The 21748-nt window shown below is 67.6% G+C and carries 18 protein-coding genes and 1 riboswitch; of the genes, 11 read left to right on the top strand and 7 right to left on the bottom strand.

Going from position 1 to position 21748, the window contains the following annotated elements; all coding sequences use genetic code 11:
- Positions 1–216 precede the first annotated feature (216 nt).
- Positions 217–735: a c-type cytochrome gene (locus ACVOKU_RS17895; RefSeq protein WP_053518595.1), complete on the top strand. Its 519-nt coding sequence runs from the start codon at positions 217–219 to the stop codon at positions 733–735.
- A gap of 200 nt (positions 736–935) precedes the next feature.
- Positions 936–2381, top strand: coding sequence for an ExeM/NucH family extracellular endonuclease (locus ACVOKU_RS17890; RefSeq protein ID WP_481560532.1), 1446 nt, complete (start codon positions 936–938; stop codon positions 2379–2381).
- A gap of 162 nt (positions 2382–2543) precedes the next feature.
- Here the strand turns inward: ACVOKU_RS17890 and ACVOKU_RS17885 are convergent, their stop codons facing one another.
- Complete coding sequence (locus ACVOKU_RS17885; RefSeq protein ID WP_053518593.1) at positions 2544–3401, bottom strand: EamA family transporter; 858 nt, start codon at positions 3399–3401, stop codon at positions 2544–2546.
- Positions 3402–3444: 43 nt separating this feature from the next.
- Between ACVOKU_RS17885 and ACVOKU_RS17880 the strand changes: the two genes are divergently transcribed.
- Together ACVOKU_RS17880 and zapE are read left to right on the top strand one after the other, a co-directional pair.
- On the top strand, positions 3445–4116 hold the full coding sequence (locus ACVOKU_RS17880) for an alpha/beta hydrolase (protein ID WP_481560531.1): 672 nt from the start codon (positions 3445–3447) through the stop codon (positions 4114–4116).
- Positions 4113–5213 carry a cell division protein ZapE gene (gene zapE / locus ACVOKU_RS17875; protein WP_053518589.1) on the top strand — a complete coding sequence of 367 codons (1101 nt, stop codon included), beginning with the start codon at positions 4113–4115 and terminating at the stop codon, positions 5211–5213. The genes ACVOKU_RS17880 and zapE overlap by 4 nt, the downstream gene beginning before the upstream one ends.
- A gap of 67 nt (positions 5214–5280) precedes the next feature.
- On the opposite strand, the gene ACVOKU_RS17870 is transcribed toward zapE, so the two are convergent.
- On the bottom strand, positions 5281–6090 hold the full coding sequence (locus ACVOKU_RS17870) for a DUF2884 family protein (protein ID WP_053518587.1): 810 nt from the start codon (positions 6088–6090) through the stop codon (positions 5281–5283).
- A 571-nt stretch (positions 6091–6661) separates the two neighbouring features.
- Between ACVOKU_RS17870 and ACVOKU_RS17865 the strand changes: the two genes are divergently transcribed.
- Entirely contained in the window at positions 6662–9064 is a 2403-nt protein-coding gene (locus ACVOKU_RS17865) for a ribonucleoside-diphosphate reductase subunit alpha (RefSeq protein WP_065182038.1), read from the top strand.
- A 105-nt stretch (positions 9065–9169) separates the two neighbouring features.
- Positions 9170–10189: a ribonucleotide-diphosphate reductase subunit beta gene (locus ACVOKU_RS17860; RefSeq protein WP_005420683.1), complete on the top strand. Its 1020-nt coding sequence runs from the start codon at positions 9170–9172 to the stop codon at positions 10187–10189.
- Positions 10190–10270: 81 nt separating this feature from the next.
- Here ACVOKU_RS17860 and ACVOKU_RS17855 read toward each other — a convergent pair whose 3' ends face one another.
- The gene (locus ACVOKU_RS17855) at positions 10271–10906 is read right to left on the bottom strand and encodes a LysE family translocator (RefSeq protein WP_481560530.1); all 636 of its coding nucleotides are present in this window, start codon (positions 10904–10906) and stop codon (positions 10271–10273) included.
- 91 nt (positions 10907–10997) lie between these two features.
- Between ACVOKU_RS17855 and ACVOKU_RS17850 the strand changes: the two genes are divergently transcribed.
- The 3 genes from ACVOKU_RS17850 to ACVOKU_RS17840 all read left to right on the top strand — a co-directional run bounded on the left by ACVOKU_RS17850 (position 10998) and on the right by ACVOKU_RS17840 (position 13475).
- Positions 10998–11402: an acyl-CoA thioesterase gene (locus ACVOKU_RS17850; protein ID WP_481560529.1), complete on the top strand. Its 405-nt coding sequence runs from the start codon at positions 10998–11000 to the stop codon at positions 11400–11402.
- A gap of 43 nt (positions 11403–11445) precedes the next feature.
- A complete protein-coding gene (locus ACVOKU_RS17845) occupies positions 11446–12252 on the top strand; it encodes an NAD-dependent protein deacetylase (protein ID WP_481560528.1) in 807 nt (268 codons plus the stop codon).
- A gap of 122 nt (positions 12253–12374) precedes the next feature.
- Positions 12375–13475, top strand: a complete 1101-nt coding sequence (locus tag ACVOKU_RS17840) for an NADH:flavin oxidoreductase/NADH oxidase (RefSeq protein ID WP_481560527.1) — start codon at positions 12375–12377, stop codon at positions 13473–13475.
- Between the two features lie 3 nt (positions 13476–13478).
- Here ACVOKU_RS17840 and ACVOKU_RS17835 read toward each other — a convergent pair whose 3' ends face one another.
- On the bottom strand, positions 13479–14390 hold the full coding sequence (locus ACVOKU_RS17835) for a LysR family transcriptional regulator (RefSeq protein ID WP_128987914.1): 912 nt from the start codon (positions 14388–14390) through the stop codon (positions 13479–13481).
- 113 nt (positions 14391–14503) lie between these two features.
- On the opposite strand from ACVOKU_RS17835, the gene purU reads away from it, so the two are divergent.
- Complete coding sequence (purU, locus tag ACVOKU_RS17830; RefSeq protein ID WP_053518573.1) at positions 14504–15355, top strand: formyltetrahydrofolate deformylase; 852 nt, start codon at positions 14504–14506, stop codon at positions 15353–15355.
- A 22-nt stretch (positions 15356–15377) separates the two neighbouring features.
- Here the strand turns inward: purU and pncA are convergent, their stop codons facing one another.
- The 3 genes from pncA to metE are packed head-to-tail and all read right to left on the bottom strand — an operon-like array spanning position 15378 to position 19092.
- Positions 15378–16004 (bottom strand): bifunctional nicotinamidase/pyrazinamidase, encoded by a 627-nt coding sequence (pncA, locus tag ACVOKU_RS17825; protein ID WP_481560526.1) that lies wholly within the window; start codon positions 16002–16004, stop codon positions 15378–15380.
- A gap of 55 nt (positions 16005–16059) precedes the next feature.
- Positions 16060–16734, bottom strand: coding sequence for an epoxyqueuosine reductase QueH (locus tag ACVOKU_RS17820; RefSeq protein WP_428992936.1), 675 nt, complete (start codon positions 16732–16734; stop codon positions 16060–16062).
- A 60-nt stretch (positions 16735–16794) separates the two neighbouring features.
- Positions 16795–19092, bottom strand: coding sequence for a 5-methyltetrahydropteroyltriglutamate--homocysteine S-methyltransferase (metE, locus tag ACVOKU_RS17815; protein WP_481560525.1), 2298 nt, complete (start codon positions 19090–19092; stop codon positions 16795–16797).
- A gap of 219 nt (positions 19093–19311) precedes the next feature.
- A riboswitch (cobalamin riboswitch) is annotated at positions 19312–19541 on the bottom strand.
- A gap of 141 nt (positions 19542–19682) precedes the next feature.
- Here metE and ACVOKU_RS17810 point away from each other — a divergent pair.
- Positions 19683–21530: a patatin-like phospholipase family protein gene (locus ACVOKU_RS17810; RefSeq protein ID WP_065182160.1), complete on the top strand. Its 1848-nt coding sequence runs from the start codon at positions 19683–19685 to the stop codon at positions 21528–21530.
- Positions 21531–21748: the final 218 nt, after the last annotated feature.

Below are 21748 nucleotides of genomic sequence, written 5' to 3'. Positions count from 1 at the left end.
CCGTTTACCGGGTTTGGCCGGGCCCTGGCCGGGGGGCTTGGGGGGGGGGGGGTCCTGGCGGGGCTGGCCCCGGCGCTACCGCATGTGGCCGATCCCGCGATGCTGCGACGCACCAGCAGCGAAGCCTGTTGTCGCGCGCAGGGCGCGTTCTATACTCGGCCCATCACGCAGTCGCTCAGCCGTGGTCCAACGACTACCAGCCAGGGGTAACGAAGAGTGCGGAATTACGATCTGGAGTTCCTGAAACGCTTCTCCATGGTGATCGCGCTGTTGATGGCCATCACTCTGGGTCTGATCTTCCTTGCCGCCTTCCTGCACACCCGGATTCCGCCCGAGGTGTCGCCCACTGCGGCCAAACGCACCGAACAGCGCATCGCGCCGACCGGAGCGGTGTACGCCGGCAGTACCGGTGCGGCCGCGCAGGCAGCGGCCAAGGCGGCCGCACTGGCCAAGGCCGCCTCGCAGGTGGCCTACGGCGGCACCACCGATGGCAAGGTCATCTTCGACAACCTGTGCACCGCCTGCCACACCACCGGGGTGGGCCAGGCGCCGACCCTGGACCGCGCGCACTGGGACCAGCGCATCACGCAGGGCAAGGACACGCTCTACAAGCACGCCATCGAGGGCTACACCGGCCCGGACGGCGGCATCATGCCTCCCAAGGGCGGCAACCCGGCGCTGACCGAGGAACAGATCCACGCCACCGTGGACTGGATGCTGGGCAACCTGAAGTAGGGCCTTTCCGCAGCGCCGGGCCTGCCCTCGGCAGCCTCTGCTCCACCTGCGCGGGCGGCTGCCGGGCATGGGCCCGGCGCTGCGATCCCGTCGTCGACGGCCCCCGGGGCTTTGCCCACCTGGGCCGATCGCCGGGCTGCAGTCGGGCGTTCGTATTTCGGGGTTAGTCTGTGCCCCCCTTCCGTGGAGTCTGCCCGTCGATGCGCCGCCGTTCCCTTGTTCTCGCCCTGTCCCTGCTGCTGCCGGCACCTGCCTTTGCCCAGGCCCAGCCGCAGGCCATGCCGGCCCCGGCGACGTCCACCCCGCGCAACTCCACCGTTGTACTGGCCACCGCGCCGGCCGACTGGCGCGCGCTGGACGGCCAGCGTGTGCGCATCGCTGCGCCGCTGACCCTGGCCGGCACCGACGCTCTGGAACGCTTCGGCCGGCTGACGGTCGCCTTCGGCGGTCGCCTGTGGCAGCCGACCGAAGTGGCCGCGCCGGGCACCGCCGGCATCGAACAGGTGATGGCTGACAACCTGCGCCGCCGCCTGGTCCTGGACGATGGCAGCGACGTGCGTGATCCGGGCAGCGTGGCCTACCTGCCGGGCGACCCGGTGCTGCGCACCGGCATGCTGCTGCGCAATGTGGAAGGCATCGTCCGCGTGGACGCGCAGGGCCGCCCGCAGCTGCAGGTGGAAGGCACGCTGAGCCTGCCCGCACTGCAGCGGCCGGCGGTGCCGGAGTTGCCTGGCAGCCTGCGTATCGCGGCGTTCAACCTGGAAAACTACTTCAATGGCGACGGCCAGGGCGGCGGCTTCCCGACGTTGCGCGGTGCCCGCACGCTGGAGGAGCACAAGGCCCAGGTAGCCAAGCTGGTCGCCACCATCAATGCGCTCGATACCCACATCGCCGCCCTGATGGAGCTGGAGAACGATGGCTACGGACCGCAGTCGGCCATTGCCGAACTGCTGGCCGCGCTCAATGACCGGCCGCACGCCGGGCCGGACGACGCATGGGTGGCGGTCGATCCGGGCGAAGGCCCCGGCACCAATCCCATCCGCGTCGGCATCATCTACAAGCGCGGTGCGTTCAAGACATTGGGCCCGCCGTTGACCAAGCTTGATGGCCCGTTTGCCGAGCACAGCCGCGCACCGCTGGCACAGGCTTTCCAGGGCAAGGGCGCGCCGTTCATGGTGGTCGCCAACCACTTCAAGTCCAAGGGGTGCCGCGACGCCAGCGGTGCCGACGCCGACCGCAACGATGGCCAGGGCTGCTGGAATGCGACGCGCGTCGAATCGGCCCGCCAGCTCAACCAGTGGGTGCAGGCCGAAGCCGCGCGCCTGAAGGTGAAGGATGTAGTGATGCTGGGCGATTTCAACGCCTATGCGATGGAGGATCCGATCCGCACGCTGCACACCCTGGGCTGGCAGGATGCCTTCAAGGTGGCCAAGGTCGAACATCCCTACAGCTACGTCTACAACGGCTACAGCGGTCGCCTCGACCACGCCCTGCTGAGTCCGTCCATGGCCCGCCGCCTGGCGGGCGCCGCCGAATGGCACAGCAATGCCGACGAGCAGGACGCCAGCGGCTACCAGGGGCGCAATGTGCCCGGCCCATGGCGCAGCTCCGACCACGACCCGCTGCTGCTGGGCTTCGACAAATGACCCAGCTGTGAGGCATCCGCCCGGATGGAGCCGGGCATGGGGCCGCACCGGCTCGCGGTCGGCGGAGCGTTTCTTTGGTTGCTTTCTTTGCGCGCAAAGAAGGTGACACCTCTGCGCGGTCGCGGAAACGATCTGCCGGGGATGGCCCGGCGCAACCCGTACTCACCCCCAGGCGATCAATCCGATCGCCAGTACCGCCAGCGCCAGGCCGGCCCGGTTCCACTTCGTGGTCGGTTCGCCAAAGGCAAACACGCCCACCAGCGCGCCCAGTACCACCACACCGATGTTCATGCCGGCGAACACCGTGGCCGGGCTGTCCGGCATCGCCTGGTGCGCGTGCACATAGAACAGGATGTTGCCGCCGTTGAGCAGGCCCAGCAGCGCACCCGCGCCGAGGTTGTGCCAGGCCAGCCGGCTGCGACCGCTGAAGTGCCGCCACAGCTGCAGTGCCAGCATCAGCACGAAGGCCACGCTGAAACTGGCCAGCACCGCCGCCATCGACGGCGTGCCGGACAGCGCCACCTGCTTGAGCAGCACGTCCACCACCGCGAAGCCGCCCCATACGCCCAGCAGCCAGCCCCAGCCACCGGGCGAGGACGCCACCGCTGGGCCGCGCGGGCGCAGGCTGATGGCCACCATCGCCAGCAGGCCCAGGCCGAGCCCGGCCAGCTTCCACGGCGTGGCGGTCTGGCCGAAGAACAGGAACGCCGCCGCCAGTGACAGCAGCAGCGACAGCCGCTGCGCCACGTCGCTGCGGACGATGCCGGCCACCGCCACCGCGCGGCCCAGCACCAGGAAGATCGAGGGCAGCACCACCGCCAGCGCCAGCAACGACGGCCACGGGGCATGCGGCGCGCGCAGCGCATCCAGCGGTGGCTGCAGCACCACGGCCGTCAGGGTCGCAGCCACCAGGTAGTTCCAGGTGACCATCTGCGCAACATCCAGTTGGCGGCGTCCGGCCACCTTCAACAACACTGAAACCAGCACGCTGCAGATCACGGCCAAAGACAGGTAGAGCATGGGGCGGGCACAGGGCAGGGGCGGGGGACGGTATCATGGTGCCATGCACAAGCCTTCGTTCCCCGTCGCCCCTGGCGAAACCGCCTGCCTCGAACTGGACGGCCCGGCCGGCCCGCTGGAAGTGGTCGTCGACCTGCCCAAGGCCGATGTGCCGGTGCAGCCGATCGTGGCCATCGTCTGCCACCCGCTGTCCACCGAGGGCGGCACCCTGCACAACAAGGTAGTCACCATGACCGCCAGCACCCTGCGCGAGCTGGGCATCGCCACGGTGCGCTTCAACTTCCGAAGCGTCGGTGGTTCGGCGGGCACCTTCGATGGTGGCGTGGGCGAGCAGGATGACCTGAAGGCCGTGACCGCCTGGGTGCGCAGCCAGCGCCCCGACCACCGCCTGTGGCTGGCCGGCTTCAGCTTTGGTGCGTTCGTTTCGCTGAAGGCAGCCGCCACGCTGCAGCCGGAGGCGCTGATCTCGATCGCGCCGCCGGCCGGCCGCTGGGATTTCGACGGCGTGCAGCCACCGGCCCGCTGGCTGGTGATCCAGGGCGAGCAGGACGAGATCGTCGACCCGCAGGCGGTCTATCAGTGGCTGGACGCGCTGCAGGCTCCGCATGAGCTGGTGCGGATGCCCGACACCAGCCACTTCTTCCATCGCAAGCTGATCGACCTGCGTGGTGCGTTGACCCACGGCGTCAAGCACTGGCTGGGCGCAACGGCATGAGTGCAGTCGAGTTGACCCCGTCGCAGCGGTATGCGGCCGGGGTTGCCCGGGGTGACTGGCAGGACGACCCCGCCCAGCACGCGGCGCTGGCCGAGCTGGACCGCATCCACGTGGGCCTGCTGGACAACGCCGACGACGGCTGGCTGGACCGGTTGTCCTCGTTCTGGAAGAAGCCCGAGCCGGTCAAGGGGCTGTATTTCTGGGGGGGTGTCGGCCGCGGCAAGACCTTCCTGGTGGACCTGTTCTACGACGGGCTGCCGATCAAGCAGAAGTACCGCACCCACTTCCATCGTTTCATGCGCAGCGTCCACGAGCGCCTGCGCGAGCACCAGGGCCAGAGCGACCCGTTGGCGAAGATCGCCCAGGAATGGCGCAGCAACCTGCGCGTACTGGTGCTGGACGAATTCTTCGTCACCGACATCGGCGACGCCATGCTGCTGGCGCGCCTGCTCGAACGCCTGTTCGCCGAGGGCGTGACCCTGGTCACCACCTCCAATACCGCGGTGGAGAACCTGTATCTCAATGGCCTGCAGCGCGAGAGCTTCCTGCCCGCCATCAGCCTGTTGCAGCGCTTCTGCGTCGAGCTGTACGCCGAAGGCACGGAGGATTACCGGATGCGCGCGCTGACCCGCTCGCCGGTGTACCGCGCGCCGCTGGCCGCCGACAGCGACGACTGGCTCGCCACGCGCTGGAACGAACTGAGTGGTGGTCAACCCGCCAAGGCCGGCAACATCGAGATCGAAGGCCGCAAGATTCCGGTCCGCGGCCGGGGCAAGAGCATCGCCTGGTTCGACTTCGCCGCCCTGTGCGAAGGCCCGCGCGGCCCATCGGACTACATCGAGATCGCGCACGAGTTCAATACGGTGCTGCTGGGCGGCATTCCCGCCTTCGATCGCCTGAACGAAGATGCCGCGCGCCGCTTCGTCAACCTGATCGACGAACTGTACGACCGCCACGTCAACCTGGTCTGCACCGCCAGCACCTCGCCGGTCGAGCTGTACACCGGCCAGCGCCTGCAGGGCGCGTTCGAGCGCACCGCCTCGCGCCTGATCGAGATGCAGAGTGCTGAATACCTGGGTACCCCGCACCGGGCGTGAGGGCCCGGGAGCTGCACGATCTGCCGGAAGGGCAGCCGCGCGCAGGTGCTGCAGCGGCAGCTCGACGTTACCGGCTGGGCGCCAGTGCGTTCCCCTGCGGCCGCTCCTCCGGCCCGGTCGACACCTGCAGGCCGTTGTCGCTGCGCTCCAGCAGCCGCAGCGGCTGGCCCTGGTAACGCACTTCCAGCGCATCGTGGGTATCGGCCAGCGCACGCACCAGCGGGCACAACGCCATGGCGCTGGCCTCCACACGCTGGGCACCGGCTTCCAGGCGCCGGTCCAGCTCGGCATCCAGGCGCTCGGCACGTTCCTCCATGGCGTCGCTGCGGCCGGTGAAGACCTGCCAGAGCACACTGCGGGCGATCGAGCCGGACAGCGTCTCGGCCATGTCCTGCACCTTCGCCTCGAATCCGGGGCCGAAGGTCGCCTGTTCCCAGTAGCCCTTTCCGAGTGTCCCCTCGATCCAGTCATCCGCCTGCCGCCGCAGGCGCCTGACCTTGCGGCTGTTGGCGGTGCCGGTCAGGCTCTCGTAGACGCCATCGAGCGCGTCGAAGCTCAGCTGGCTGACATCGCGCGCCAATGCCGTGGCGGCGGGCATCAACCGGCGCGCGCCGGCCTCCAGCTGGCGCAGGCGGGCGGCATCGGCGTCGCTGACCGGCACGATCGTGTCATCCAGGCTCAGCACACCATCGTGGAACACCACCTCGTGCGGCGCCTGCGGGCCGTGTCGCAGCCAGATGCCGCCGCTGTCCACCAGCACGTCATAGTCCGTGCGGATGCCACACTGGTCCGCGTGCAGCTTCGGCGCGTCGGCCGCCTGCGCCGGCATGATGCACAGCGCCGACAGCACTGCCAGGGCAGGCAGTCGCAGGTCCATTGGACATTCCTTTTCCAGTCGCCAGAGGCCAGCGTCTGCCTCTCCGGCGTATCCGTCATCGGCCGGAAGTCACGCCGTCCACCGGATTCCCACCGGCTGCCCACCTTCTATCCACAGGGTTGTCCCTTGGTCATTCCGTTACTGTCATGTGAAGCTGTCATTGTTCTGTTTCCGCACGCCGTTGTACTGCCGGAATGACGCGTTCCGGTCTTGACTGCGCGGCCCGTTCCGGCAGGTCCAAAGCGTCTGATCCGGGCGCCGATGGCACGATCCTTGCGGCGCAAGGGATTGCCGAATTTCACTACATTTGGCGTTGACGGACCCCACCACCCCCACTATCTTGTGGCCATCGGTCGCAGCGACCCCACGTCGCAAGGACAACGGGGAAGGCGCAGAGGCGGGAGCCGCGCGGCATCCCCGTCCACCGCGATACCCGTCGGCGACCGTCACGGCAGCGGCAGGCGCAGGTCTCACCTCCTGCGACGCCCAGCTGCCATCCTGGACCGTCATGTCCTGGGCCGCGCCACCGATGCACCTGCAACCACCCCATCACGCCAAGAGGACACACGCCGTGACCACCGAAACCAGCGCCACCATCGAAAAGGAAAGCGAGTTCCTGTTGACGTCGCCGCCGACGGCCAACGCGATGAGTGTGACCAAGCGCAATGGCACGACCGAACTGGTGGACCTGAACAAGATCGTGCGTGCGGTGCAGCGTTCCTCCGAAGGCCTGCACGCCGTCGATCCGATGCGCGTGGCCACCCGCACCATTTCCGGCCTGTACAACGGCGCCACCACCCGCGAGCTGGACGAGCTGTCCATCCGCACCGCCGCCCTGCTGATCGGTGAAGAACCCGAGTACGGCCGTCTGGCCGCGCGCCTGCTGGCCAACTACATCGCCAAGGAAGTGTCGGGCCAGGAAATCTATGCCTTCTCGCAGTCGGTCAGCCGTGGCCATGAAGTCGGCCTGATCAACGACCGCCTGCTGAACTTCGTGCAGACCAACGCGCGCAAGCTCAACGATGCGATCGACATCTCGCTGGACCTGAACTTCGATTACTTCGGCCTGCGTACCCTGTACGACCGCTACCTGCTGCGCCATCCGCACACCCGCAAGGTGATCGAGACCCCGCAGCAGTTCTTCCTGCGCATCGCCAGCGCGCTGAGCGAGGACGTGTCCGAGACCCTGGCGCTGTACAAGCGCATGGGCAACCTGGACTACCTGCCGTCCAGCCCGACCCTGTTCAACTCCGGCACCACCCATGAGCAGCTGTCCTCGTGCTTCCTGCTCGATTCGCCGCAGGACTCGCTGGAGTCGATCTACGCCAAGTACGGCGACATCGCCCAGCTGTCGAAGTTCTCCGGCGGCATCGGCGTCAGCTACACCCGCGTGCGTTCGCGTGGTTCGCTCATCAAGTCCACCAACGGCCATTCCAACGGCATCGTGCCGTGGCTGAAGACCATGGACTCGTCCGTGGCGGCGGTGAACCAGGGTGGCAAGCGCAAGGGCGCGGCCTGCGTGTACCTGGAAACCTGGCACGCCGACATCGAGGATTTCCTCGAGCTGCGTGACAACACCGGCGACGAAGCCCGCCGTACCCACAACCTGAACCTGGCCAACTGGGTGCCGGACCTGTTCATGAAGCGCGTCGAGGCCGACCAGGAATGGTCGCTGTTCGATCCGCGCGTCGTGCCGGAGTTCACCGATCTGTTCGGCGAAGCCTTCGAGCAGGCCTACCTGCAGGCCGAAGCCCAGGGCAAGGCCAACCGCACCATCTCCGCCCGCAAGCTGTACGCCCGCATGATGCGTACGCTGGCCGAGACCGGCAACGGCTGGATGACCTTCAAGGACAAGTGCAACCGCGCCAGCAACCAGACCCTGCGTCCGGGCAACGTGATCCACCTGTCCAACCTGTGCACGGAAATCCTGGAGGTCACCTCCAACGATGAAACCGCGGTGTGCAACCTGGGTTCGATCAACCTGGGCAACCACTTCGACGAGCACAACGAGTTCGACTTCGAGAAGCTGGCCGAGACCGTGCGCCTGGCCGTGCGCCAGCTCGACCGTGTCATCGACCTGAACTTCTACCCGATCGAAACCGCCCGCCGCGCCAACCTGCGCTGGCGCCCGGTCGGCCTGGGCTGCATGGGCCTGCAGGACGTGTTCTTCCGCAAGCGCCTGCCGTTCGACAGCGCCGAAGCCCGTGCCCTGTCGAAGAAGATCGCCGAGACGATCTACTTCCACGCGCTGGAAACCTCGACCGAGCTGGCGCAGGAACGCGGCAAGCACCCGTCGTTCAACGACACCCGTGCCGCCAGTGGCGAACTGCAGTTCGACGCCTGGAACGTGGTGCCGGAAGACACCGCGCGCTGGGATGCCCTGCGTGCCCGCATCAAGGAGCACGGCCTGCGCAACTCGCTGATGATCGCGATCGCCCCGACCGCGACCATCGCCTCCATCGCCGGCTGCTACGAGTGCGTCGAGCCGCAGGTGTCCAACCTGTTCAAGCGCGAAACCCTGTCCGGTGACTTCCTGCAGGTCAACCGCTACCTGGTGAACGAGCTGAAGAAGCTGGGCCTGTGGACCGCCGACATGCGCGATGCCATCAAGCTGGCCGAAGGTTCCATCGCCGGCCTGACGCAGATTCCGGAAACCCTGCGCGAGGTCTACCGCACCGCATGGGAACTGCCGATGCGTTCGCTGATCGACATGGCCGCCGAGCGTGGTGCCTTCATCGACCAGTCGGCCTCGCTCAACCTGTTCATGGAAAGCCCGAACATCGGCGCGATGTCGTCCATGTACATGTACGCGTGGAAGCAGGGCATCAAGACCACCTACTACCTGCGCTCGCGTCCGGCCACCAAGATCGCCAAGACCACGGTCAGCAACGCGGCCCCGGCCAAGGTGTTCAGCCCGGACGAAGCCATCGCCTGCTCGCTGGAGAACCCGGAAGCCTGCGAGGCCTGCCAGTAATCCGCGCTGTGCCGTAGATGGAGCCGGGCTCGGCCCGGCTGCGCAATGACAAGGTAGCGCCGGGCCATGCCCGGCGTTTTGACCCGAGAAGACAAGGAAACACCCATGGCCGACAAGCCCAAGCAGATGCTGCTCGATCCCGGTTTTGAACTGACGTTGCGCCCGATGCGCTACCCGCAGTTCTATGACATGTACCGGAATGCGATCAAGAACACCTGGACGGTGGAAGAGATCAATTTCCAGATCGACATCACCGACCTGCACAGCAAGATGTCGCCGGGTGAGCGCCACCTGATCCATCGCCTGGTCGCGTTCTTCGCCACCGGCGATTCGATCGTGTCCAACAACCTGGTGCTGAACCTGTACCAGCACCTCAATGCGCCGGAAGCGCGCATGTACCTGTCGCGCCAGCTGTATGAAGAAGCGCTGCACGTGCAGTTCTACCTGACCCTGCTGGACAACTACCTGCCGGACCCGGAAGAGCGCGCCAAGGCGTTCTCGGCGGTGGAGAACATCGACTCGATCAAGAAGAAGGCCGATTTCTGTTTCAAGTGGATCGACTCGATCCAGGACCTGACCCGCATCGAAACCCGCGAACAGCGCCGCCAGTTCCTGCTCAACCAGATCTGCTTCGCCGCCTGCATCGAAGGCCTGTTCTTCTTTGCTGCGTTCGCCTACGTGTACTACTTCCGTTCGCGCGGCCTGTTGCCGGGCCTGGCCTCGGGCACCAACTGGGTGTTCCGCGACGAAAGCGCCCACATGGAGTTCGCGTTCGAGTCGGTGCGCGTGGTCCGCGAGGAAGAGCCGGACCTGTTCGATGACGAGATGAAGCAGCAGGTGTACGACATGCTGGCCGAAGCGATCGAATGCGAAGTGCAGTTCGCCGAGGACGTGCTGTCCGGCGGCGTGGCCGGCATCTCCACGCGCGACATGCGCCAGTACCTGCAGCACTGCGCCGACCAGCACTTCGCCAAGCTGGGCATGGAAAAGAAATACAACGTGCGCAACCCGCTGCCGTTCATGGAACTGCAGGACGTGCAGGAGCTGACCAACTTCTTCGAACGCCGCGTTTCGGCCTACCAGGTCGGCGTGCAGGGCGAAGTTGCCTTCGACATGAACTTCTGACCCGTCCGGTCAGGCCTGTCGCAGCGAAAACCCCGGCCAACGCCGGGGTTTTTTGTGGGTAGCGCCGGGCATGGCCCGGCGCTACCGCCGCCCTTCCACCGCCATGCGCACCGCCAGCCCGGCCAGGACCGTGCCCATCAGCCAGCGCTGTGCCGCCTGCCAAGTGGGGCGCGCGGCGAGAAATGCCGCGATGCTGCCGGCCAGCACCACGATCACCGCGTTCACGCTCAGGCTCACCACGATCTGGGTAGCCCCCAGGACCAGCGACTGCATCAGCACGCTGCCGTGTCCGTCCGGATGCAGGAACTGCGGCAGCAGGGACAGGTACATCACCGCGATCTTCGGGTTCAGCAGATTGGTCAGAAAGCCCATCGCAAACAATCTGCGTGGGCTGTCCTGCGGCAGGTCGCGCACCGCGAACGGCGAGCGGCCACCGGGTTTGAGCGCCTGCCAGGCCAGGTACAGCAGGTACAACGCCCCCCCGATGCGCAGCGCGTCGTAGGCGAACGGCACCGTCATCAGCAGGGCGGTGATGCCCAGCGCCGCGCACAGCATGTAGAACACGAAACCCAGCACCACCCCACCCAGCGAGACCAGGCCGGCGCGGCGGCCCTGGCAGATCGAGCGCGAGACCAGGTAGATCATGTTCGGCCCGGGCGTGAGCACCATGCCCAGCGAGATGAGGGCGAAGGCCAGCAGATCGGAGGTCGCGGGCATGGGCAGTCCTGGCAATGGGCGTGGCGCAGTGTAGCGCCGCCTGTACGGGGCCTGGCTTAACATTGCCGGACCCCACACCGAAGCCCTGCCGATGACCCCGATCCCTGAAAAAACCGTGCCACCGATCGAAGTGCGCATGGCTGAAATCGTCTTTCCCAACCATACCAACCACATGGGCACGCTGTTTGGTGGCCAGGCGCTGGCATGGATGGACAAGGCCGCCTTCCTCGCCGCCGCCCGCTACTCGCGCCGCACCGTGGTCACCGCGCGCAGCGACCAGGTCGACTTCAAGCTGCCGATCCGCATCGGCCAGATGGTGGAAACGATTGGCCGCATCGTCGAGGTCGGCCGCAGCTCGATGAAGGTCGAGGTGGAACTGATTGCCGAAGACCTGCACAGCGGCGAGCGCAGGCTCTGCACGCGCGGCCACTTCGTGATGATCGCGCTGGACGAGGCGGGCCAGCCGATCGCGGTACCGCCGCTGCCGGCGCCCTGAGCCGGCGCTTGTGGGGGCGCCGTGCTGCCCCCATCTGGTCGGCATGAGCCCGCCGCTGACCGACTTCATCGACCGCGCCCAGCGCCTGTTCGTGCTGACCGGCGCCGGTTGCAGCACGGCCTCGGGAATCCCCGATTACCGGGATACCGATGGCCAATGGAAACGCACGCCGCCGGTCACCTACCAGGCATTCATGGGCGAGGCCGCCACCCGCCAGCGCTACTGGGCACGCAGCCTGCTGGGCTGGCCGCGCTTCGGCCTGGCCCAGCCCAACGGCACCCACCAGGCGCTGGCCGCGCTGGAGAAGCAAGGCAAGGTGCAGTTGCTGCTGACCCAGAACGTGGATGGCCTGCACCAGCGCGCCGGCAGCCAGAACGTGATCGACCTGCATGGGCGGCTGGACCTGGTGCGCTGCATGGGCTGCGAGCGCCGCAGCGGTCGCCAGGCGTTCCAGCAGCGCCTGCTGGACGCCAATCCCGGCTGGGACACGCTCGAGGCCGGCATCGCTCCCGACGGCGATGCCGATCTGGAGACCGATTTTTCCTCCTTCGTGGTGCCCGACTGTCCATCCTGTGGCGGCCTGCTGAAGCCGGACGTGGTGTTCTTCGGCGAGAACGTGCCGCGTGAACGCGTGGCGGCAGTGCATGAGCACCTGCAGCAGGCCGATGCCGTGCTGGTGGTGGGGTCCTCGCTGATGGTCTATTCCGGCTTCCGTTTCGTGCAGGCCGCAGCAAAGGCCGGACTGCCGGTGGTTGCCGTGAACCGTGGCCGCACCCGTGCCGACGACCTGCTGCAGTTCAAGGACGAGCGCGATTGCGCTGAAGCGCTGGCCGGGTCCGTCATCGGGTAGCGCCGGGCCATGCCCGGCGAGCATGCAGTGCCACCGCGAAACAGCGATCCATCCACATGGTTGATTCGCCGCCCTAGCAGCGGTGCAATACGCACCCCCTTCTGCCCGTCCCTGCACCCCTCGTGAGCCAGCTGTTCTCGCCGATCACCTTCGGCCCCCTGACCCTGTCCAACCGCATCGTCATCGCGCCGATGTGCCAGTACTCCGCCGAAGACGGGCGCGCCAGCGACTGGCACGCCATGCATCTGGGCAACCTGGCGCAATCCGGTGCCGGCCTGCTGATCCTGGAAGCGACGGCGGTCGAGCCGCGTGGACGCATCAGCTGGGCCGACCTCGGCCTGTGGGATGACGGTACCGAAGCTGCGCTGGCACACGTGCTGGCCAGCGTGCGGCGCTGGTCGCCGATGCCGCTGGGCATCCAGCTGGGCCATGCCGGCCGCAAGGCCTCGGTACAGCGTCCCTGGGACGGCGGTGGCCAGCTGCCGGCCGATGATGCACGTGGCTGGACCACGGTGGCGCCGTCAGCGCTGCCGTTCCATGCTGCCGATCCCGCGCCGCAGGAACTGGATGAGGCGGGCATCGCGGGAATCGTTGCTGCCTTCGCCGCCAGCGCGGTGCGCGCCGAACGCCTGGGCTTCGAACTGATCGAAGTGCATGCCGCGCACGGCTATCTGCTGCACCAGTTCCTGTCACCGCTGAGCAACCGGCGCACCGATGGCTACGGGGGTTCGCTGCCCAATCGCCTGCGCCTGCTGGTAGAGGTATTCGATGCCGTGCGCGCGGCAGTGTCCGACAAGGTGGCCGTCGGCGTGCGCATCTCCGCCAGCGACTGGGTCGACGGTGGCTGGGATCTGCTGCAGAGCGAAGCGCTGTCCCAGGTGCTGGACGCGCGTGGCTGCGATTTCCTGCACGTCTCCAGCGGCGGCCTGGATGAGCGCCAGAAGATCAGCGTCGGGCCGGGCTACCAGGTGCCGTTCGCGGCCGCGATCAAGGCCAAGGTGCGCATGCCGGTCATCGCGGTGGGGATGATCACCGAACCGGAGCAGGCCGAATCGATCCTGCGTCATCGCCACGCCGATGCCATCGCCCTGGCCCGCGGCATCCTCTACGACCCGCGCTGGCCCTGGCACGCGGCAGCCGCGCTGGGCGACAGCGTGGTGCCGGCCGCGCAGTACCTGCGCTGCGAGCCGCGTGAGGCACGCGGCGTGTTCACCCCGCGCTGAAGGTCATGCCCGCCAGGCCGGCGGCAGGCCGGCCTGCAGGTGATCGAACAGTGCACGGATCCTGGCGGTGAAGTCGCGGCGGTCACTGACGCAGAAATAGACCTCCATCGGCTCCGGGCGCCATGCGCTGTCCGCGCCGAACACCGCCTGCAACCGGCCATCGCGCAGGAAGGGATCGGCCACGAAGGCCGCCAGCCGGGTGATGCCGGCACCGGCCGCGGCCAGTTCGGCCAGCGCGTCGATGTCATCGCACACCATGCCGGGCGGCAGCGGCGCATCCGCGCGCTGGTCGCCCTTGCGCAGGCCCCAGCGCAGAGGCCGCCCATCGGTGGGGAAACGATGCAGCACCCCCCGATGGCCGCGCAGATCGGACGGCTCCTGTGGCCAGCCATGCGCCTGCAGGTAGGCAGGCGAGGCGCAGAAGACGAAGGGGATGCGTGCCAGCGGCCGCGCCACGACGCCGTCCTCCAGCTGCGCACCGATGCGGATGCTGGCATCGACCGCCTCCGGACCATGCTGCACGGCCCGGTCGGACAGCCGCAGTTCCAGCTGCAGCTGCGGATAGCGTTGCTGCAGTGAAGGCAGCAGGGGGGCCAGCACGTGGCGGCCGAACGCGCGGCTGCTGGCGATGCGCAATGGCCCGGCCGGCTCGATGTCACCGCTGGTGACCAGGGCCTGCGCCCGCGCCAGATCGGTTTCGATGTGGCGCACCTGCGCCAGGTACAGGGCCCCGGCCTCGCTCAGCGCCAGCTGGCGCGTGCTGCGGTTCAGCAGGCGCACGCCCAGGTGTGCCTCCAGGCGATGGATGTTCTGGCCCACGGCGGTGGCGCTGATGCCAAGGCTGCGGGCCGCAGCGGCAATGCTGCCGGTGTCTGCGGTACGGGTGAAGCTGCGGATCAGCTGCAACAGGTTCATGACCCGCCAGCGTGCCACGAAAGACGGCCACGATCACTTGGAACTGTCCGAAGCGGTTCGTTGCATCGGTGACAATGGATCACGCGGGCGGGGTGCTGCCCTACACTTGCAGGATGCGACCCGATTCCATCCTCACCCTGTCCTGCCCCGACCGTACCGGCATCGTCTACCGCGTGTCGGGCCTGTTGTTCGATCATGGCTGCAACATTCTCGACGCCCAGCAGTTCGGCGACGAGGAAAGCGGCCGGTTCTTCCTGCGCGTGCATTTCGACCGCGACGCCAGCCTGCCCCTGGACACGGTACATGCGTCCATGGCAGCACTGGCCCGCGAGTTCGGCATGGACTGGCAGCTGCAGGACGGTCGGCGTCGTGCGCGCCTGCTGGTGCTGGTCAGCAAGCAGGGGCACTGCCTGAATGACCTGCTGTTCCGTGCGCACAGCGGGCAGCTGAAAGTGGATATCGCGGCAGTGGTGTCCAACCATGCCGATTTCGCACCGCTGGCTGCGTCCTACGGCGTGCCGTTCCACCATCTGCCGGTGAACGCGGATACGCGTGCGGTGCAGGAACAGCAGATCATCGATCTGGTCGAACACGAGCGTATCGACCTGGTGGTGCTGGCGCGCTACATGCAGATTCTTTCACCCACCCTGTGCCGCGCGCTGGCCGGCCGGGCGATCAACATCCATCACAGCTTCCTGCCCAGCTTCAAGGGCGCGCAGCCCTATCACCAGGCGCACGCGCGCGGGGTCAAGATCATCGGCGCAACCGCGCACTATGTCACCGAGGATCTGGACGAAGGTCCGATCATCGAACAGGACGTGGCCCGGGTCGATCATGCGATGACGCCGCGCGACCTGGTACGCCTGGGCAGCGATACCGAATCGCAGGTGCTGGCGCGTGCCGTGCGCCGCCATGTGGAGCACCGCATCCTGCTCAACGGGCACCGCACGGTGGTGTTCCGCTGATACCTGCCCGGCCGGACGTGCGTCAGAGGATCCCGATCCCCGCAGTGCCCAGTGCTTCGCGCACCATCCCGTCGTTGGCCTCGGTCACCGGCCGGGTCAGGTCCCAGAGGAATTTCACCCTGAAGCCGGACGTGGCTGCGTCCTGCGCGCTCCACAGCACGCAGTAGTCGCGGGCCAGGCCACAGACGTGCACCTCGTCGATGCCGCGCTCGTGCAGCCAGCCGGCCAGGCCAGTGGCGGGGCGCCCGCCATCGGGGCCGTGGTTCTCGCGGAAGGCGCTGTAGGAATCCACCTGCTGGCGGGTGCCCTTGCGCAGGATCAGGTCGGCCATGTTCCAGTCCACCTGCGGATGCAGGGCGGCACCGGCGCTGCCCTGCACGCAGTGGTCCGGCCACAGGGTCTGAGGTTGCGCATGCAGCAGGATCGTTTCGAACGGACGATGGCCGGGGTACTGGCTGGCGAACGAAGCATGGTCCGCGGGATGCCAGTCCTGGGTGGCCACCACGGTGCGGTAGCGGCGCTGCGCCAGCAGCTGCGCGATCGGCGCGACCAGCGCATCGCCGCGGTCGCAGGCCAGCGCGCCACCGGGCATGAAGTCCGGCTGCAGATCGATCACCAGCAGGGCGACAGTGGCGGGCAGGGTGGGCATGGACGTTCCAGCGCGGCGGAAGAGGCGACCAGCGTGGCCGCCCCCTCGCCACACGTCAATCGCCCTGCGGCGTTTCGTTGTCCTGGCCGTAATACAGCAGCCCGATCCGGATCCGCTCGCGGCCGGTCTCCCGGCGGTGCCGGTTGGCATCGCGCAGCGAGTACACGCAGCCACAGTACTCCTGCTGGTAGAACCGCTCGCGCTTGCTGATCTCGATCATGCGGCTGGCACCACCGCCCTTGCGCCAGTTGTAATCCCAGTACTGCAGGCCCTCGTAGCGCGCCGCGGCGCGGATGCCGCAGTCATTGATCTGCGCCATGTTCTTCCAGCGCGAGATGCCCAGCGACGAGCTGATGGTGTCGTAGCCGTGCTCATGCGCGTACAGCGCCGTGCGCTCGAAGCGCATGTCGAAGCACATCGTGCAGCGGATGCCGCGCTCGGGTTCGTTCTCCATGCCGCGCGCGCGGCTGAACCAGTTGTCGGTGTCGTAGTCGCAGTCGATGAAGGGGATGCCATGCTGCTCGGCGAAGCGGATGTTCTCCTGCTTGCGAAGCTCGTATTCCTTCACCGGATGGATGTTGGGGTTGTAGAAGAAGATCGCGTAGTCGATCCCGGAGGCGGTGATCGCCTCCATCACTTCGCCGGAGCAGGGCGCACAGCACGAATGCAGCAGCAGGCGCTTGCCGTCGGCGGGCAGGGACAGGGTGGGGCGTTGGAGCTCGGTCATCATCAGGTACCGCACGGACCGCCGGCAACGGCGGCGGCCCGTGCATCGGGGTGGAGAGACAGGTCAGGCGACGCGGGCGTCGGCGTGCTCGGCACGCAGTTCCACTGCGGCGGCAACCAGTGCCTGCAGTGCAGCGCGGGTTTCCGGCCAGCCACGAGTCTTCAGCCCGCAGTCCGGGTTGACCCACAGCTGCTCCGGCTTCAGCACGGCCAGCGCCTTGCGCAGCAGGTCCACCATCTCCGCCTTGTCCGGCACGCGGGGGGAGTGGATGTCATACACGCCCGGGCCGATCTCGTTGGGATAGTTGAACTTCACGAAGGCATCCAGCAGTTCCATGCGCGAGCGCGAGGTCTCGATCGAGATCACGTCCGCGTCCATTGCCGCCACCGAGTGGATGATGTCGTTGAACTCTGAATAGCACATGTGGGTGTGGATCTGGGTGGCATCGCGCACGCCGCTGGTACTGATGCGGAACGACTCCACCGCCCAGTCCAGGTAGGCGCGCCAGTGGGCGCGGCGCAACGGCAACCCCTCGCGGATGGCCGGCTCGTCCACCTGGATCACGCCGATGCCGGCTGCTTCCAGGTCCTGCACTTCGTCCCGAAGGGCCAGCGCGATCTGCCGGCAGGTCACATCGCGTTCCTGGTCGTCGCGCACGAACGACCACTGCAGTACCGTCACCGGACCGGTCAGCATGCCCTTCATCGGCTTGTCGGTGAGCGATTGCGCGTAACTGGACCAGCGCACCGTCATCGGCTGCGGGCGGCTGACGTCGCCGAAGATCACCGGCGGTTTGACGCAGCGCGAGCCATAGCTCTGCACCCAGCCGTTGCCGGTGAAGGCGAAGCCTTCCAGCTGCTCGCCGAAGTACTCGACCATGTCGTTGCGCTCGAATTCGCCGTGGACCAGCACGTCCAGGCCCAGCGCTTCCTGCACGCGTACCGCATGCGCGGTCTGCTGTTCCAGGAAGGCCTCGTACTCGGCCAGGCCCAGCTTGCCGGACTTGTGCCGGGCGCGTGCCTCGCGCACCTCCAGCGTCTGCGGGAAGGAACCGATCGTGGTGGTGGGCAGCAGCGGCAGCTGCAGCGCCGCATGCTGCGCTGCGCGGCGCTGCGGGTAGGCGGTGTGCCGCTGCGCATCGGCAACGGTCAGCGCGGCCAGGCGTGCGGCCACGGCCGGGTTGTGTACGCGTGGCGAGCGACGACGCCCCTCCAGCGCAGCGCGGTTGGCAGCCAGGCCCGCTTCCGCATCCGCCCTGCCATCGAGCGCGTCGGCCAGCAGGCGCAGTTCCTGAAGCTTCTGCCGGGAGAACGCCAGCCAGCCCTTCAGTTCGTCATCAAGCTTCTTTTCCAGCGCAAGATCCACGGGCGTGTGCAGCAGGGAACAGGACGGTGCCAGCCAGAGCCGGTCGGCGCCGCGGTCCACCTGGGCAAACCGGGCCAGGATCAGTGCGTTGTCCAGATGGGTGCGCCAGATGTTGCGGCCGTTGACCAGGCCGGCCGACAGCACGCGCTCGGCCGGCAGCGCCTTCAACACGGCGTCCAGCTGCTCCGGCGCGCGCACCAGGTCCACGTGCAGTCCGTCCACCGGCAGGCCGGTGGCCAACGCCAGGTTGTCCTCGAGCGCACCGAAATAGGTCGCGACCAGCAGTTTCGGACGCCGTGCCGTGGCCAACCGGGCATAGGCGCGCTCATAGGCTGCCTGCGCACCGGCGTCGAGATCCTGCACCAGCAGCGGCTCATCCAGCTGCACCCAGTCGGCACCGGCGTCGGCCAGCTGGCCGAGCAGCTGCGCATAGGCCGGCAGCAGCGCATCCAGCAGGTCCAGCGCGGCGCTGCCGTCGGTGGTCTTGGACAGCAGCAGGAAGCTCACCGGCCCCAGCAGCACCGGACGGGTGTGGATGCCCAGCGCCCTGGCCTCGTTGAACTCGGCCAGCGGCTTGTCACCGCGCAGGGCGAAGGCCTGGTCCGCGTGCAGTTCCGGCACCAGATAGTGATAGTTGGTGTCGAACCACTTGGTCATCTCCAGCGCGCGCAGGTCGATGCCATCGCGCTGCAGGCCACGGGCCGTGGCGAAGTAGGCGGCCAGTGGATCGTGCGCGGCCAGTTCGCGGTAGCGTTCGGGAATGGCATCGAACAGCCATGCGGTGTCGAGCACCTGGTCGTACAGGCTGAAGTCGTTGCTCGGCGGTACATCGACGCCGGCCTCGATCTGCAGCTGCCAGTGCCGGGCACGCAGCGCCGCGGCGGTGGCCTGCAGGGTGGCGGCGTCGTCCTCGCCGGCCCAGTGGCGTTCGAGCGCCCGCTTCAGTTCGCGCTTGGCGCCGATGCGGGGAAAGCCCAGGTTGGTAACAGTGGTCATTGCAGCGTGTCCTCATTGCATGTCGGCATTGAGGAACGAAGGAACCGCAGGACGACGCGTGCCGTTGCCGGCCCACGGGCGTCTTGCCAGCGACCTTCGCCCCCGCGGGCGAACCGGATGCCGTGAAAAGGACGCACGTGGCCGCGCACCCTGCAGGCGCAGGACGACGACGGCCCCGGCAACCTCCCCGCGGAGATTCCAGGTCGAGTCAGGGGACGGTCGTGTCCCCCGGCCGGGGCCGGTATTCGGGCTGTTGGACACGGGCCGCAGCCCACCTACTACCTGCCGCTTCCCAGGCGCAAGCCCAGTGCTGTTGGCAGGATTCGTTTCCATTCACCGCTGCGGGGCAGCTCCGGAATGGGCGCGCGAAGCACCTTCACCGGATTCCCGTTTAAATTCATCCCTTCATTCGTATGAAGAGATGAATACCTTCGGCGTGCACAAGGTAGGCCGGTTGGCAGCAATGGTCAAGGCCCCGGATCACACCACCGGGATGTGGCGCCTTTCTCAGGCCGTGAGAGGCCGGCTTGCGATACTGGCAACCGACGGACGGGAGGTGACGTGTGGCGGCGAAGTACTGCGATCTGGTCATGAAAGGTGGCATCACCAGCGGCATCGTGTACCCCAATGCGGTACTGGCGCTGGCGCGCGAGTATCGCTTCAAGAGCATCGGTGGCACCTCGGCGGGCGCCATCGCCGCCGCGGTGGCGGCGGCGGCGGCCTATGGTGATCGTCGCCAGCAGGCGGGCGAGCCGCTGCCCGGCGATGCCGGGTACGGTGGATTGTCGGCAGTGTCGGCGCAGCTGTCGCGGCGCGGGTTCATCTACGGTCTGTTCCAGCCGGCGCGCGGCGCGCGTGCAGCCTATCGGCTGCTGGTGGTGCTGACCGGCAATGCAGGCTGGCCCCGCAAGCTGCTGTGCCTGGCCATCGCCGTGTTCCAGATCGCGCCGCTGGAAGTGCTGGTGTCGCTGGCATTGCTGCTTGCGCTGGGCGCGTGGGGCGGCGGCTGGAGTGGAGTGGCGGCAACGTTGCTGCCGTCCCTGCTGTGCGCCTACGGCGCTGGCGTGGCCGGGGCCGCGCTGCGGGTCGCGCGGGTGGCACGACGCAATCTGCTGGGCCTGTGCAGCGGCCTCGGCAGCGACGCGCGCCGGCCGGCGTTGACGGAATGGCTGCACGGCTGCCTGCAGCAGCTGTCAGGCAAGCCGGCCGATGTGCCGCTCACCTTTGCCGACCTGCACGATGCGCCGCGCTATGCCGACGAGCCGGACAGCCCGCATGCCATCACCCTGCAGATGATCACCACCTGCGTATCGCACAACGAACCCCGCACGCTGCCGCTGGGCGGCGCGCAGTTCTGGTTCCTGCGCGAAGAGTTCGACCAGCTGTTCCCGGCCAGCGTGGTGCAGTGGCTGGTCAACCATGCGGGGCCGCCGCTGGGCGTGGATGGACGACTCTATTACCGCCTGCCCCAGGGGCCGCAGCTGCCGGTACTGGTCGCAACGCGGATGAGCCTGAGTTTCCCGCTGCTGATCAGCGCAGTGCCGCTGCATGAGCCCTCGCGCCGCGAGCGCCGCTGCGAGCCTGGGGCGACCGCCTCCGATCCGGAACACAACGTGGCCGACAGCATGGAGGGGCTGACCAGTGCCGGCCAGGCCTGCGGCCCGGTGATCACCGCCTTCCGCATCTGCTGGTTCTCCGATGGGGGCATCAGCAGCAACTTCCCGATCCATCTGTTCGACGCGGCGCTGCCGCGCTGGCCGACCTTCGCCATCAACCTGGTCTATCCGCAGCATGCGGAGGAGGTCGGTTCCGGCGGCAACGCACGGCAGGCGCTGGAGCGATCGGTGTTCCTGCCCAGCGAAAACCGTCATGGCTGGCAACGCACCTACCAGTCCATCGCCGCACCGGTGGCCGCCGGCGAGCTCGGCCGTTTCCTGTTCGCGGTGGTGGCAACCATGCAGAACTGGCGCGACCTGCTGCAGGCGCGTGCTCCGGGCTATCGCGACCGCATCGTGCACGTCACCCTGCAGGGTGATGAGGGCGGCATGAACCTGGACATGCCGCAGGAGGTGCTGACCCGCATCGCCGACAAGGGCAGCCTGGCCGGTGCGCGCTTCTGCGCGTTCTCCTTCGAGAATCACTACTGGATCCGCTGGCGCAACCTGGCCTCGGCCTACCAGCGTTACACGCTGGAAGTGGCGCGTACCGACGATCCCGCGCAGCAGGTGCTGGCCTATCGGGCGGCGTACACGATGGTGGCTGCCGGCGTGCCGTCGCCACCGTCGTACAAGCTGGGCTCGGAGGACAAGCGGCTGGCGTCACAGCAGTTGTGGGGGCTGATGGTCGAACAGGGCCGCAGCTGGGAGGATCTCGGCCCGGACCTCACCGACGGCGCACCACGGCCGCTGCCGCAGATGAAGGTGACGCCGATCTACTGACCGCTGCCGCAGCCGATTGAACTGTTCTGGTGGGTGCCGACCTTGTCTCGTGGGTGCCGACCTTGGTCGGCACGATATGATCCCTGCGGCGGCTCATCGCCAGGGTTCGTGTCGACCAAGGTCGACACCCACCAGGGCAATGCGTCGTTCTGACAGCGTGAGCGCCACGGAATGCCAGCTTTTGCCGTTGCCGTTGCTTCGGCTTCTGCAGGTGCAGG

It is taken from the genome of Stenotrophomonas sp. STEN147 (genome assembly GCF_056757995.1).
The sequence above is the reverse complement of the archived record's forward strand: the minus strand, read 5'-3'. Positions and strand labels throughout refer to the sequence as shown.

Excerpts from the sequence above, each read along its gene's own strand:
- ACVOKU_RS17890 (WP_481560532.1), top strand. The coding sequence starts at position 936 with ATGCGCCGCCGTTCCCTTGTTCTCGCCCTGTCCCTGCTGCTGCCGGCA.
- ACVOKU_RS17885 (WP_053518593.1), bottom strand. The coding sequence starts at position 3,401 with ATGCTCTACCTGTCTTTGGCCGTGATCTGCAGCGTGCTGGTTTCAGTG.
- ACVOKU_RS17880 (WP_481560531.1), top strand. The coding sequence starts at position 3,445 with ATGCACAAGCCTTCGTTCCCCGTCGCCCCTGGCGAAACCGCCTGCCTC.
- zapE (WP_053518589.1), top strand. The coding sequence starts at position 4,113 with ATGAGTGCAGTCGAGTTGACCCCGTCGCAGCGGTATGCGGCCGGGGTT.
- ACVOKU_RS17870 (WP_053518587.1), bottom strand. The coding sequence starts at position 6,090 with ATGGACCTGCGACTGCCTGCCCTGGCAGTGCTGTCGGCGCTGTGCATC.
- ACVOKU_RS17860 (WP_005420683.1), top strand. The coding sequence starts at position 9,170 with ATGGCCGACAAGCCCAAGCAGATGCTGCTCGATCCCGGTTTTGAACTG.
- ACVOKU_RS17855 (WP_481560530.1), bottom strand. The coding sequence starts at position 10,906 with ATGCCCGCGACCTCCGATCTGCTGGCCTTCGCCCTCATCTCGCTGGGC.
- ACVOKU_RS17850 (WP_481560529.1), top strand. The coding sequence starts at position 10,998 with ATGACCCCGATCCCTGAAAAAACCGTGCCACCGATCGAAGTGCGCATG.
- ACVOKU_RS17845 (WP_481560528.1), top strand. The coding sequence starts at position 11,446 with ATGAGCCCGCCGCTGACCGACTTCATCGACCGCGCCCAGCGCCTGTTC.
- ACVOKU_RS17835 (WP_128987914.1), bottom strand. The coding sequence starts at position 14,390 with ATGAACCTGTTGCAGCTGATCCGCAGCTTCACCCGTACCGCAGACACC.
- purU (WP_053518573.1), top strand. The coding sequence starts at position 14,504 with ATGCGACCCGATTCCATCCTCACCCTGTCCTGCCCCGACCGTACCGGC.
- pncA (WP_481560526.1), bottom strand. The coding sequence starts at position 16,004 with ATGCCCACCCTGCCCGCCACTGTCGCCCTGCTGGTGATCGATCTGCAG.
- ACVOKU_RS17820 (WP_428992936.1), bottom strand. The coding sequence starts at position 16,734 with ATGATGACCGAGCTCCAACGCCCCACCCTGTCCCTGCCCGCCGACGGC.
- metE (WP_481560525.1), bottom strand. The coding sequence starts at position 19,092 with ATGACCACTGTTACCAACCTGGGCTTTCCCCGCATCGGCGCCAAGCGC.
- ACVOKU_RS17810 (WP_065182160.1), top strand. The coding sequence starts at position 19,683 with ATGAAAGGTGGCATCACCAGCGGCATCGTGTACCCCAATGCGGTACTG.